At 62.8% G+C, this 13,993-nt stretch carries 10 protein-coding genes; all 10 read left to right on the top strand.

The window, feature by feature from the left end:
- Nucleotides 1-83 precede the first annotated feature (83 nt).
- Nucleotides 84-2,723 (top strand): leucine--tRNA ligase, encoded by a 2,640-nt coding sequence (gene leuS, locus CSQ92_RS18740; protein ID WP_099395031.1) that lies wholly within the window; start codon nucleotides 84-86, stop codon nucleotides 2,721-2,723.
- Nucleotides 2,724-2,725: 2 nt separating this feature from the next.
- Nucleotides 2,726-3,316, top strand: coding sequence for an LPS-assembly lipoprotein LptE (locus CSQ92_RS18735; protein ID WP_070254709.1), 591 nt, complete (start codon nucleotides 2,726-2,728; stop codon nucleotides 3,314-3,316).
- Between the two features lie 10 nt (nucleotides 3,317-3,326).
- Nucleotides 3,327-4,343 (top strand): DNA polymerase III subunit delta, encoded by a 1,017-nt coding sequence (holA, locus tag CSQ92_RS18730; RefSeq protein WP_034778765.1) that lies wholly within the window; start codon nucleotides 3,327-3,329, stop codon nucleotides 4,341-4,343.
- Between the two features lie 23 nt (nucleotides 4,344-4,366).
- Complete coding sequence (locus tag CSQ92_RS18725) at nucleotides 4,367-5,638, top strand: glutamate-5-semialdehyde dehydrogenase (RefSeq protein WP_099395030.1); 1,272 nt, start codon at nucleotides 4,367-4,369, stop codon at nucleotides 5,636-5,638.
- Nucleotides 5,639-5,708: 70 nt separating this feature from the next.
- Complete coding sequence (locus CSQ92_RS18720) at nucleotides 5,709-6,146, top strand: CopD family protein (protein ID WP_034745744.1); 438 nt, start codon at nucleotides 5,709-5,711, stop codon at nucleotides 6,144-6,146.
- Between the two features lie 10 nt (nucleotides 6,147-6,156).
- Nucleotides 6,157-6,774, top strand: coding sequence for a 2-hydroxychromene-2-carboxylate isomerase (locus tag CSQ92_RS18715; RefSeq protein WP_034778761.1), 618 nt, complete (start codon nucleotides 6,157-6,159; stop codon nucleotides 6,772-6,774).
- An 80-nt stretch (nucleotides 6,775-6,854) separates the two neighbouring features.
- Nucleotides 6,855-8,060: a THUMP domain-containing class I SAM-dependent RNA methyltransferase gene (locus CSQ92_RS18710; protein ID WP_371933489.1), complete on the top strand. Its 1,206-nt coding sequence runs from the start codon at nucleotides 6,855-6,857 to the stop codon at nucleotides 8,058-8,060.
- A 74-nt stretch (nucleotides 8,061-8,134) separates the two neighbouring features.
- Nucleotides 8,135-9,415 (top strand): multidrug effflux MFS transporter, encoded by a 1,281-nt coding sequence (locus CSQ92_RS18705; RefSeq protein ID WP_205412502.1) that lies wholly within the window; start codon nucleotides 8,135-8,137, stop codon nucleotides 9,413-9,415.
- A gap of 203 nt (nucleotides 9,416-9,618) precedes the next feature.
- Entirely contained in the window at nucleotides 9,619-11,781 is a 2,163-nt protein-coding gene (locus CSQ92_RS18700) for an HDOD domain-containing protein (protein WP_180277053.1), read from the top strand.
- Nucleotides 11,782-11,786: 5 nt separating this feature from the next.
- Nucleotides 11,787-13,991 (top strand): EAL domain-containing response regulator, encoded by a 2,205-nt coding sequence (locus CSQ92_RS18695; RefSeq protein WP_099395028.1) that lies wholly within the window; start codon nucleotides 11,787-11,789, stop codon nucleotides 13,989-13,991.
- Nucleotides 13,992-13,993 lie beyond the last annotated feature (2 nt).

Genomic DNA, 13,993 nt, shown 5'->3' with positions numbered 1-13,993 from the left:
AGACCGGGCCGCCAGCGCGCCGCGCTATCGGGCGGCGACAACCAGTATAATGCTCGGTTCATATCCACTATTGGCCGCACATCATGCAAGATAAATATAGTCCCGCCGACGTCGAACAAGCCGCCCAATCGCACTGGAAGGCGATCGACGCCTATAAAGCCGTCGAACACGACCCGCGTTTCCCAAAAGGCAAGTATTTTGCCTGCTCGATGCTGCCTTACCCTTCGGGCAAGCTGCACATGGGTCACGTGCGCAACTATACGATCAATGACGTGATGTACCGCTACCTGCGCATGAATGGCTACAACGTGCTCATGCCGATGGGCTGGGATGCCTTCGGCATGCCGGCGGAAAACGCGGCCATGGCCAACAACGTGCCGCCCGCGCAATGGACGTACTCGAACATCGCCCACATGAAGCAGCAGATGGAATCGATGGGCCTGGCCATCGACTGGTCGCGCGAAATGACCGCCTGCAAGCCCGAATACTACAAATGGAACCAGTGGATGTTCCTCAAGATGCTGGAAAAAGGCATCATCTACAAGAAGACCGGTACCGTGAACTGGGATCCGATCGACCAGACCGTGCTGGCCAACGAGCAAGTCGTCGACGGCCGCGGCTGGCGTTCGGGCGCGCTGATCGAAAAGCGCGAAATCCCCATGTACTACGCGCGCATCACCGATTACGCGGAAGAATTGCTGGCCTATGTGGATGACAAGTTGCCGGGCTGGCCCGAGCGCGTGCGCACCATGCAGACCAACTGGATCGGCAAGTCGACGGGCGTGCGCTTCGCCTTCCCGCATGACATCAAGGACGCGAATGGCGCCCTGATCGGCGACGGCAAGCTGTATGTGTTTACCACGCGTCCGGACACCGTCATGGGCGTGACCTTCTGCGCCGTGGCCGCCGAGCACCCGCTGGCCATCCACGCCGCGCAAAGCAATCCTGCGCTGGCCGCCTTCAACGCCGAATGCAAGCTCGGTTCCGTGATCGAAGCGGATATGGCAACGATGGAGAAGAAGGGCATGCCGACCGGCCTGTTCGTCACCCATCCGCTGACGGGCGAGCAGGTGGAAGTGTGGGTCGGCAACTACGTGCTGATCACCTACGGCGATGGCGCCGTGATGGGCGTGCCGGCGCACGACGAGCGCGATTTCGGCTTTGCCAAGAAATACGACCTGCCGATCAAGCAAGTCATCGAAGTCAAGGGCCAGGAATTCTCGAAGGACGGGTGGCAGGAATCGTATGGCAGCAAGGATGGCGTCTGCGTCGCCTCCGGCAAATACGACGGCCTGCATTTCGCTTCCGCCGTCGATGCGGTGGCCGCCGACCTGGCCGAACTGGGCCTGGGCGAAAAGAAAACCACGTTCCGCCTGCGCGACTGGGGCATCTCGCGCCAGCGCTACTGGGGCACGCCGATCCCGATGATCCATTGCGCCGATTGCGGCGTGGTGCCGGTGCCGGAAAAAGACTTGCCGGTGGTGCTGCCGGAAGACTGCGTGCCGGACGGCACGGGCAACCCGCTGAACAAATACGAAGCTTTCCTCAAGTGCGACTGCCCGCAGTGCGGCAAGCCGGCGCGCCGCGAGACGGACACCATGGATACCTTCGTCGATTCGTCGTGGTACTACATGCGCTATACCTCGCCAGGCAGCAATGACGCCATGGTCGACGCGCGCAATGACTACTGGATGCCGATGGACCAGTACATCGGCGGCATCGAACACGCCGTGATGCACTTGCTGTACGCGCGCTTCTGGACCAAGATCATGCGCGACTTCGGCCTAGTCAAGTTCGACGAGCCGTTCGTCAACCTGCTGACGCAGGGCATGGTGCTCAACGAAACCTACTTCCGCAAGGACGCGGTGGGCAAGACTACCTGGTTCAACCCGGACGACGTGCGCCTGTCCCTCGATGACAAGGGCCGTCCGCAAAGCGCCGTCCTGGTGGCCGACGGCCAGCCGGTGGAAATCGGCGGCACGGAAAAAATGTCGAAGTCGAAGAACAACGGCATCGACCCGCAAGCGCAGATCGAGCAGTACGGCGCAGACACGGCCCGTCTGTTCACCATGTTCGCCTCGCCGCCGGAACAGACGCTGGAATGGTCGGGCAGCGGCGTCGAAGGCGCGAACCGCTTCCTGCGCCGCGTGTGGAACTTCGGCTACGCCCAGTCGGCGACGATCCAGGCCGCACTGGCTGGCGGCGCCGCACCTGCCACGGGCGACGCGCAGAAAAACCTGCGCCGCGAATTGCACAAGCTGCTGCAGCAAGCCGATTACGACTTGAAGCGCATCCAGTACAACACCGTGGTGTCGGCCTGCATGAAGATGCTCAACACCCTGGAATCGGCCAAGCTCGATGACAGCGCGCAGTCGAAAGCGCTGATCGCCGAAGGCTTCTCCATCTTCCTGCGCCTGCTCAATCCCGTCGCGCCGCACATCACCCACGTGCTGTGGCAGGAACTGGGCTACGCCGGTGTGCACGGCGACCTGTTGAACGTCGCCTGGCCGCAGGTCGACCCGCAAGCATTGGAACAGTCCGAGATCGAGATGATGATCCAGGTGAACGGCAAGCTGCGCGGCTCGATCACGGTGTCCAAGGATGCGGACAAGGCCAGCATCGAAGCGGCTGCGCTGGCCTGCGAAAGTGTGCAGAAGTACGTCGAGACCACGCCGAAGAAGATCATCGTCGTGCCAGGCAAGTTAATCAGCATCGTGGTGTAATCATGACGACTTCCTCTCAAGTATCGCTGTTGGGCCGCCGTGCCGTGCTGGCTTTGGGCCTGACTGTTTTGCTGTCGGCCTGCGGCTTTCACTTGCGCGGCTCGAACGGCAGTTTCATGCTGCCGTTCGCGACGATGTACATCGGCTTGCCCGACACGTCGCCGCTGGCGATCAGCCTGAAACGCTATATCCGCGCCATTGGCAGCACGGAGGTGGTGAACACCAAGGATGGCGCCGATGCCGTCCTTGAAGTGCTCAACGACCCGGAGAGGAATCGTACCAAGACCATTTTGTCGCTGAACCCTAACGGCCGTGTGCAAGAGTACCAACTCGGCTACTCGATCAATTTCCGCGTGGTGGACAAGGCCGGCAACCAGTTGCTGGTACCGACGACCATCAGCCTGGTGCGCCCGATTACCTTCGACGAATCGCAGGTACTGGCCAAGGAAACGGAAGAAGCGGCGCTGTACCGCGACATGCGCAACGACCTGGTGCAGCAGATCATGCGCCGCCTGGCAGCCATCAAGCCGGTGCTGCCGGCCATGTCGGTGGCGCCAGTGACGCCCGTGACGCCGGTCGCGCCGCAGCAGTAACGGGGACGCCATGCAATTGCGGATAGACGCGCTCGATGGGCATGTGGCCAAGCCGCTGGCGCAGCTGTATGTGATCACCAGCGACGAACACTTACTGGCGCTGGAAGCGGCCGACAAGATCCGCCGCGCTGCGCGTGCGCAGGGGTACTCCGAGCGCGACGTGCTGACGGTGGAGCGCAGCTTCAAGTGGGGAGAATTGCTGGCGGCGAACCAGGAGCTGTCGCTGTTCGGCGACAAGAAAATGATCGAGCTGCGCATCCCCACCGGCAAGCCGGGCAAGGATGGCGGAGCGGCGCTGCAAAGCTACGCGAAAAATCTCAGTCCAGACAACCTGACCCTGATCACCTTGCCCAAGCTGGATTGGGCGACGCAAAAGGCGGCCTGGGTCGCCAGCCTGCAGCAGGCGGCCGTGTATATCGACATTCCGAATGTGGAACGGGCGCAGTTGCCTGCCTGGATATCCCAGCGCCTGGCGGCGCAGGGGCAAAGCGCCGAACGGGCCAGCATCGACTTCATCGCTGAACGGGTGGAAGGCAATTTGCTGGCGGCGCACCAGGAAATCCAGAAACTGGGCTTGCTGCATGCCGCGGGCAAGCTGACGTACGAGCAAGTGCAGGACGCGGTGCTGAACGTGGCCCGCTACGATGTCTTCAAGCTGTCCGAAGCCATGCTGGCCGGCGACCCGGCGCGCCTGGTGCGCATGCTCGAAGGCTTGAAAGGCGAGGGCGAGGCGCTGCCGCTGGTCTTGTGGGCCGTCTCCGAAGAAATCCGCACGCTGTTAAAATTGAAGGCCGGCATGGCGCAAGGGCGTCCATTGGGCGCGCTGCTGAAGGAATACCGTATCTGGGGGCCGCGCGAGCGGATGATGGAACCGGCCCTGCGGCGCATTTCGCTACCCGTGCTGGAAGCGGCGCTGCAGCAGGCGGCGCAGGTGGACAAGATGATCAAGGGCTTGCGCGCCAAGGGCTACGCGGGCGATGCCTGGGATGCCATGCTGCAGCTGGGTCTGAAGATCGCCCGAGGCTAGTTTTTTACTATATGGATACGAGCATGGACATCACAGAATATATGCAGGACGTGGGAACGCGCGCGCGCGCCGCCTCGCGCGCCATGGCGCGTGCCGACAGCGCCAGGCGCAACCGTGCCTTGAGCCTGATCGCCGCCGCCATCGTGCGCGATGCCGATCTGCTGCGCGCGGCCAACCAGCGCGACCTCGATGCGGCGGCCGCCGCCGGCCTGGCGCCGGCCATGCTCGACCGCCTGACCCTGTCCGACTCTGCCATTGCCACCATGGTCGAGGGCTTGACGCAGATCGTGTCGCTGGCCGACCCGATCGGCGAAATCTCGAACATGAAATTCCGCCCGACGGGCATCCAGGTGGGGCAGATGCGCGTGCCGCTGGGCGTCATCGGCATCATCTATGAAGCCCGTCCGAACGTGACGGTGGACGCGGCCGGCCTGTGCATCAAGAGCGGCAACGCGACGATCTTGCGCGGCGGCTCGGAAGCGATACACTGCAACCGCGCGCTGGCCAAGCTGGTGGCCGAGGGCTTGCAGGGAGCAGGCCTGCCGGCCGATGCCGTGCAAGTCATCGACACCACCGACCGCGCCGCCGTCGGCGCTCTCATCACCATGCCGCAGTACGTGGACGTCATCGTGCCGCGTGGCGGCAAGGGCCTGATCGCGCGCCTGATGAGTGAGGCTACCGTGCCGATGATCAAGCACCTCGATGGCATCTGCCACGTCTACATCGACGCCAAGGCCGATATCAGGAAGGCGATCGATATCGGCTTCAACGCGAAGTGCCACCGCTACGGCACCTGCAACACCATGGAAACCCTGCTGGTATCGCGCGCCATCGCCGCTACCGTGCTGCCGCAGCTGGCCGAACTGTACCTGACCAAGCAGGTGGAACTGCGCGCCGATCCGGAAAGCCATGCGATCCTGTCCGCCGCCGCTTATCCGCACCTGGTGCCAGCCACCGAGGAAGACTGGTCCACCGAATACCTGGCGGCGATCCTGTCGGTGAAAGTGGTCGACGGCATCGACGAAGCGATGGACCACATCAACCAGTATTCGTCCAAGCATACGGAATCGATCATCACGGAAGACTACAGCGATGCGCTGCGCTTCCTGCGCGAAGTCGATTCCGCCTCGGTGATGGTGAACGCGTCGACGCGTTTCGCCGACGGCTTCGAATATGGCCTGGGTGCCGAGATCGGCATCTCGAACGACAAGCTGCATGCGCGCGGCCCGGTGGGACTGGAAGGTTTGACCTCGCTCAAGTACGTGGTCTTTGGCCACGGCGAAGTACGTAAATAGTCTCTTTCGCGGGCTGCCCACAAGGCGGCCCGTGCTCTCGTTTCTCTCCACCTCCGACACTGGAAACCCCATGCTCTTTCTCTGGACCAAAGCCTTCCACATCATCTTCGTCATGTCCTGGTTTGCCGGCCTGTTTTACTTGCCGCGCATCTTCGTGAACCTGGCGATGGAGACGGAAACGGTAGCCACCGAGCGCCTGCTGCTGATGGCGCGCAAGCTGTACCGTTTCATGTCGCTGCTGGCGCTGCCGGCCATGGTGCTGGGGCTGGCGTTGATGTGGATGCTGTACGGTGGCGGCGAGGGCCGCATGAAGATGCCGGGCTGGATGCATGCCAAGCTGACGTTCGTGGTGCTGCTGCTCGGCTATCACCATGCCTGCGGTTCCATCCTGCGCAAGTTTGAAAAAGGCCTCAACAAGCGCAGCCACACCTGGTTCCGCTGGTTTAATGAAGTGCCGGTGGTGATGCTGCTGGCCGTCGTCGTGCTGGTCGTGGTCAAGCCTTTCTAAGGGAGTCGAGATGAGTGCAAGTCAGAGCAAAGTCGTGCAGTATTTCTTCGCCCCCCACTCGCCATGGACCTATCTGGGTCATGCGCGCCTGATGGCCATTGCCGCGAAGACTGGTGCCCAGATCGACGTGCGCCCTTTTGACCTGGGCAAGGTCTTCAGTGTCTCGGGCGGCCTGCCGCTGGCTAAGCGCGCACCGCAGCGCCAGGCGTACCGCCTGGCAGAATTGGCGCGCTGGTCGGCCTTTTTGCAGGTGCCCTTGACCTTGCAGCCAAAGTTCTTCCCCGTGTCGCCGGAAGCTTCTGCCAAGCTGATCATTGCCACGCGCCTGGCGCACGGCGTGGAAGCATCGCTGAACCTGGCGCACGCCATCATGCGCGGCCTGTGGGCTGAAGAGCGCAACATCGGCGACGAGGAAACCCTGGTGCAGATCGCGCTGGATGCCGGTTTCGATGGCCGCCAGCTGCTGAAAACGTCGGAAACGGCCAGCGTGCAGGCCGAATACGATGCCAATACGGAAGCGGCCACCGCCGCCAGCGTCTTCGGTTCGCCGTGGTATATCGTCGATGGCGAAGGGTACTGGGGCCAGGACCGCCTCGATTTTGTCGAACGGGCGCTGGAGAAGTTGTAGATCGGATTAGCGCTGCGCGCGTAATCCGACAGGTTTTGAAATTTTTAGTTAATTGTTTTTCAACGGATAAAAGGTACACCATGGCTTCATATTTTTGCCCATGCCCGCGCGGCATGGAAGCGGCGCTGGCCGAGGAACTGGGCGAGATCGCCCAGGATAGTTCGACCATGAAGGTCCACAACCAGGTACCGGGCGGCGTACACTGCTCCGGCGACCTGCTGGACTCCTATCGCATCAACCTGCATTCGCGCATCGCCTCGCGCGTGCTGATGCGCATGGCCCATTCCGGCTACAAGACGGAAAACGATATCTATGACCTGACCCTGGCGCAATCCTGGGAAGACTGGTTCGGCGTGCACCACACGATCCGCGTCGACGTCACGGCTGTCAAATCGCCGCTGCGCAGCCTGGAATTCACGACCTTGAAAATCAAGGATGCGATTTGCGACCGCTTCCGCGACCAGTTCAACGAGCGCCCGTCGGTCAACACCAAGACGCCGGACATGCGCATCGTCGGCTTCCTCGACGCACACACGTTTACCGTCTACCTCGACACCTCGGGCGAAGCCTTGTTCAAGCGCGGCTGGCGCGAAGAGACGGGCGACGCGCCGCTGCGCGAAAACCTGGCCGCCGGCCTGCTGCGCGTGTCGGGCTGGAAGCCCGGCATGGTGCTGTTCGACCCGATGTGCGGTTCCGGCACCATCCTGGCCGAAGCGGCGCAAATGCTGCAGGGGATTCCACCGGGCGCCTCGCGCCAGTTCGCGTTTGAAAACTTCCACGACTTCGATCCGGCGCCGTGGAATGCCATGAAAAACGCCATCAAGGTCAATCCGCTGCCAGCCGAACCGACCATTTTCGGCAGCGACATCTCGGGCGACATGGTCGCCATGACGCGCCATAACCTGCGCTGCGCCGGCGTGCGCTTCGACGTGCCCTTGAAACAGATCGAGGCGCAGGAAGTCAAGCCGCCAAGCGAGGTGCCGGGCATCATGCTGACCAACCCGCCGTACGGCGAGCGTATCGGCGTGCGTGGCGACAGCACCATCCCGGAAGATGAACTGTCGACTTCCTTCTATTCGGCCATGGGCACGACCCTGAAGCAGCGTTTCGCCGGCTGGACCGTGTTCCTGTTCACAGCCGACCTGGGTCTGCCCAAGCTGCTGCGTTTGAAGGAAGCGCGCAAGACGCCTTTCTTCAATGGCGCGCTGGAATGCCGTCTGTTCCGCTTTGACATGGTTGCAGGCTACAACCGCCGTGAAGAAGCCAAGCCCAAACCACAGCAGTAAGCGTTCACCGTAAGACACCCGCAGTAACCCCGCGCGCGGACTGAAATTGGTCCGCGCGCCACTTTGGACCCGCCATGTTTCCCACCCCTCCGGCCGATGTGCCGCCCGACCCGGTTACCCCCGTTCCGCCTCCCACGCCGAGCCACATGGCGCCGTTGAGCCGCGGTGCGCTGGCGATGATGCTGGCCGGTCTGTCGATGCTGGGACCCCTGTCGATCGACACGTATCTGCCCGCGTTTGGGGCGATCCAGGGTTCGCTGCAGGCGTCGCCGCTGGAAGTGCAGCAGTCGCTGACGTTCTACATGCTGGCCTTTGCCGGCATGGTGCTGTGGCATGGCGCGATCTCGGATACCTTTGGCCGGCGCAACGTCATTCTCGTGTCCCTGCTGATGTTTGCCATCGGCTCGCTCGGCTGCGCCTCGGCGCACACGGTGCACTATCTGTGGTTCTTCCGCATCATGCAGGGCGTCTCGGCCGGCGCCGGCGTGGTGATCAGCCGCGCCATCATCCGCGACCTGTATGCCGATGCGGCGGCGGCGCGCCTGCTGTCGCTGGTGACGATGATCTTTTCCATCGCCCCGGCCGTGGCGCCGATTCTCGGCGGCTGGATCGTCATCTGGTTCGACTGGCGCTCGATCTTCCTGTTCCTCGCTTTTTACACGGTGGTGCTGCTGGCGTTCTGCTACTGGCGCCTGCCCGAAACCCTGCCCTTGGCCAAGCGCCAGCCGTTCAATCCCCGTTTCCTCGCATCGAGCTATGGCCAGATCCTGCGCTCGCCCCTGTTCCACATCAAGGCCGGCATCGTCGCCCTCAATTTCGCGGGCCTGTTCCTGTTCATCACGGCCGCGCCGGAAATGCTGCCCAGGCAGCTGGGTCTGGGGCCATCGCAATTCGGCTGGCTGTTCATTCCCTGCGTGAGCGGCATCTTCATGGGCGCCGCGGCGGCCAACCGCATCGCTGGCAAGGTCACGTTCGCGCGCCAGATCGGCATCGGCTTTGCCTTCCTGCTGTGCGCCGCCAGCGTCAATGTCGTGTATCACCTGTTCCTGCCGCCATCCTTGCCCTGGTCGGTGCTGCCCCTGTTCTTCTACACTTTCGGCATGTCGCTGGTGGGACCCGGCGCGACCCTGCTGGCGCTCGATCTGTTCCCGCATATCCGCGGCACGGTGGCCTCGTGCCAGTCGTTTGCCAGCACCATGCTCGGCGCCGTGGTGGCCGGCGTGATCTCGCCGCTGCTGTCCGGTTCCGTGCTGTGGCTGGCCTCGGGCCAACTGGCGTTTACGGGCCTGGCGCTGGCGCTGTGGCTGATATCGCGGCGCTTCCGCCACCGTTTGCTAGGTTCCTTCAAGGCATAAGTTTCCACTGTAGAACGCTGGATTTATTTCAACTTAATTTTCTATATTGCAAGTAATATCCGGCGCTTATGATAAGATGAGTTCTTTCCCGGCATCCTCTCAGGCAATAGATTTTTTGGTTACAGGAGTGGAGGATTCCTCTGAACGTGGCCGCGCTTCGCTGCTGAGCGCTCATCCTTTTCGAACCGGCAATGCCTGATACGATGCATCAATCTGATCAAGATATTCGCAATCGCCTGCTGATTGCCCGCCTGCCGGCCATGCCGCAGATCCTCCTCAAGCTGATCGCCCACCTGCAGGCCGACGATGCCGGCATGCCGGAGCTGGCCGCCCTGATCGCCAAGGATGCGGGCATGACCAGCAAGATCCTCGGCGTGGCCAACAGCTCGGCCTATCATCGCCAGAGCAAGGTCGTCAGCCTGGAGCAATCGCTCGTCTCGCTGGGCACGGACATGATCAAGACGCTGGTCATCAGCGAATCCGTCTTCCAGACCTTTAACAGCTTCCCTCATTCCGGCAGCACGGATTTGCGCGCCTTCTGGAAAAGTTCGCTGTCGGCCGCCGTCATGGCGCGCGCGCTGGCCAAGGCCATGGCCTATCCGCATGTCGAGGAAGCGTATCTGGCAGGATTGCTGCACAACGTGGGCCGCCTGGCCTTGCTGGCCACGGCGCCGAAGGAATACGCCTTCAATTTCACGGCGCGCGACGATGCCGCCCTGTGCGCGGTGGAGCAGCGCACCTTGCAGATCACGCATGCCGAAGCGGGCGCCTGGCTGATCGAGCGCTGGCATCTCGATTCCTTCCTGGCCGACAGCGTGCTGTATCACCATGAACCGCTGGCGCGCCTGGAAGCGAGCCATCCCCTGATCCGCATCGTGCGCCTGGCGCACCTGCTGTGCAGCCATGCCGACGATGCGGACGAGGCCGAGTCCATCACGCAGGCGGCAAGCCTGTGCGCGCTGGATGTCGAAGCACTGGAAGACCTGGCCGGCAGCGTCGCGCGCCAGGTGGAGCAGGCCGCGCAGCACCTGGGCATCGACCTGGCCGGCGCGGATGATATCGCCACGCCGCCCGCGTATGCGCCGCCGTCCGTCGATCCGGTGCAGCAGCGCCTGTCCGATGAGGTGCGCAACATGGTGCTGGTGTCCGAAGTGGGGCAGACTTTCGCCCGCCAACAGGGCGAGAGCAGCCTGCTGGAAGCCATCACGCGCTCGGCGCGCATCCTGTTCGACTTCGACACCGCCATCATCCTGCTGCAAAACCCCACCGGCCATGCGCTGGTGGGCGTGGCGGCGGGCGAGCATCAGCAGCGCCTGGCAGGGTTCTCGATCCCGCTGGCCAAGGGCGGCCCGCTGGCCGCTTCGGCGCTGGAGTGCCAGTTGGCATTCCTTAAGCGCGACATGCCGGCGCTGGGCATCGTCGAGGAGCAGCTGTTCCGCATTCTCGGTACCGACAGCCTGGTCTGCGTGCCTTTGGTGGCGGGCCAGCGCAGCCTGGGCGTGCTGATTGGCGGCGTGGCGGCGTGGCAGATTCCCGCTTGCCAGAAGCGCGAGGGTTTCCTGCGTGCGTATGCCAACCAGGCCGCCACGGCGCTGGAAACGGCCATCAGCGCGCGCGGTCTGGCGCGGCGCCAGCTCGATCACGTGGCCGAGGAATACCGCGCCGCGTCGCGCCGCGTCGTGCATGAAGTGAATAACCCGCTGTCCATCATCAAGAATTACCTGAGCGTGCTCGATCACAAGCTGGAGAAGCAGGAGCCGGTCACGGGCGAGATGTCGATCCTGAACGAGGAAATCGACCGGGTCGGCCAGTTGATCAGCGGCCTGGCCGATCTGCAGCCGGTGGCGGCCAGTGGCGTCACCGATTGCGCGCGCGTGGTCGACGACGTGCTGCGCCTGTTCCGCGCCACCGACTTCCTGCCGTCGAAGATCGAAGTGGTCACGCGCATGCAGGACGCGCCATGCGAGGTGGAGGCCGATGCCGACACGCTCAAGCAAATCCTGTTCAACCTGCTGAAAAACGCCGTCGAAGCCCTGCCCGATGGCGGGCGTATCGAAGTGTCTAACCGTGGCCATGTCAACCGCGACCGCCGCCTGTACCTGGAGCTGTGCGTCAGCGACAATGGCGCCGGCCTGTCTCCCGACGTGCTGGCCAATCTGTTTTCCCCTGTGCGCAGCAGCAAGGAAGGGGCGCATCACGGCCTGGGTTTGTCCATCGTGCATGACCTGGTCACGCGCCTGCATGGCATGATCGGCTGCCGCAGCAGCAAGTCCGGCACCTCGTTTGAAATTTTACTGCCCATTCCCTTGCCGACGAGCGCTGCAGCCGCGCTGCCCGCGCCGGGCAATACCGCCTTGTCTTCGTAACGTCCATGAACTCCTCCGCCATTCCGTTTGACCTGGAAAACAGCCCGCGCATCCTGCTGGTCGACGACGAGCCCCGTTTGCTCGCTTCCCTCCACGAACTGCTGAAGGACCGCGGCTACCAGCTGCACACGGCCACCTGCGGCAGCGAAGCGCTGGCGCAGTTGTCGAAACTGCGCTTCGACCTGATCCTGCTCGATCTGCGCCTGCCCGACATGAGCGGCCATGAAATCATGGACCACATCAACCGGCGCGGCATCGAGGGCGACGTGATCGTCATGAGCGGCGACGTCGGCATCGAGGCGGCCATCGGCGCCCTGAAGCGTGGCGCCTACGATTATCTGCGCAAGCCGTACAGCCGCGAGGAGCTGCTCAAGACGGTGGAGAATGCGCTGCAAAAGCGCAAGCTGGCGCTGGAGAACGAGCGCATCGCGCTGCAGCTGGAAAACTCGGAAAAGATGTACCGCTACCTGGTCGACAGCTCGCCCGACATCATCTATACCCTGAACCACGAAGGCCGCATCACCTTCATCAACGACAGGGTGCACCAGTTGCTGGGCTTTAGCCGCGAAGAGCTGATCGGCAGCCATTATTCCATCCTCGTGCACGATGAAGACCAAGAGCGGGCGCGCTATGCCTTCAATGAGCGCCGCCTCGACGAGCGGGCCTCGCGCAATGTGGAACTGCGCCTGAAGTGCCATAGCGGCAGCGGCAGCGACCGTACCTTCAACAATACGCTGATGACGATTCCGCTCAATTCGATCGGCATGCACAGCCACGATCAGGAGGCGAAAAAGCAGGAGTACTTCGGCACCTACGGCGTGGCGCGCGACATCACCGACCGCAAGCGTGCCGAGGAAGTCATCTCCTACCAGGCCTACCACGACATCCTGACGGACCTGCCGAACCGCATGCTGTTCAAGGACCGCCTGGGCCTGGCCGTGATCCAGGCGCGGCGCAAGCTGACGGAACTGGCCGTGATGTTCATCGATCTCGATCGTTTTAAACTGGTCAACGATACCCTGGGCCATGTGAAGGGTGACGAACTGCTGCAGCAGGTGGCGCTGCGCCTGAAGGATTGTTTGCGCCGCGGCGATACCCTGGCGCGCCAGGGCGGCGATGAATTCACCATCGTGCTGCCGGAACTGCGCGACCGCCAGGATGCGCGCCTGATCGCCGACAAATTCCTCGAATGCCTGCACCAGCCGTTCGACCTCGATGGCAACCAGGTGCATATCTCGGCTTCGATCGGCATCGCCATCTATCCGTGCGATGGCGAGACCATCGACGAGCTGCTGCGCCACGCCGACATCGCCATGTACCAGGTCAAGGCGCTGGGCAAGAATGGCCACAGTTTTTATCACGAGTCCATGCTCGACGTGTCGCACCAGAAGATCGCCCTCGAGCAGAGCCTGCGCAAGGCGCTGGAGCTGAACCAGCTGGAGATGTATTACCAGCCGCAGGTGGACGTGATGACGGGCCGCATCGTTGGCGCCGAAGGCCTGATGCGCTGGAACCACCCGCAGCGGGGCTTGCTGACGGCCGGCGAATTTTTGCCGTTCGCCGAGGAAAACGGCTTGATGCTGCCGATCTCGGACTGGATGCTGGGCGCCCTGTGCCGCGACCTGGTGCAGTGGAACGCGGCCGGCGGCGAAGCCGTGCGCCTGTCGCTCAATTTGTCGCCGCAATACCTGGACCGGGGCGACTTTTTCGAGAAGATGCGCGGCGCGCTGACGCGCTATGGCATCGCGCCTGAAAAGATCGAAGTGGAAATCACGGAAAACATCTGCATCCGCAACCCGCAGTATGCGATCGAGCAGTTGAACAAGCTGTGTCAGCTGGGCGTATCGGTCGCCATCGACGATTTCGGCACCGGCTATTCCTCGCTGTCGTACCTGCACCGCTTCCCCATCCACACCATCAAGATCGACCAGTCGTTTGTGAAGGAAATCCACGACGAGCACGGACACTACCCCGTCATCCTGGCCATCATCTCGATCGCGCGCGGCCTGGGTTTGCACCTGATCGCCGAGGGTGTGGAAACGGAAGGACAGGCGCGCTACCTGCAGGACAAGGGCTGCACCACGATGCAGGGCTATCTGTACCACCGGCCCATTTCGCTGGGCAGCTTCATTGGCGTGCTGCAGGAGCAGAACCGGTTGATCGCCAACGCCGCCCCCGCGTTGTCCCAGACGCTGGCCATCGAGGCCTGACC

It is taken from the genome of Janthinobacterium sp. BJB446, assembly GCF_002735655.1.
Classification (GTDB): Bacteria; Pseudomonadota; Gammaproteobacteria; order Burkholderiales; family Burkholderiaceae_D; genus Janthinobacterium; species Janthinobacterium lividum.
This window is presented reverse-complemented; position numbering and strand designations above follow the sequence as displayed.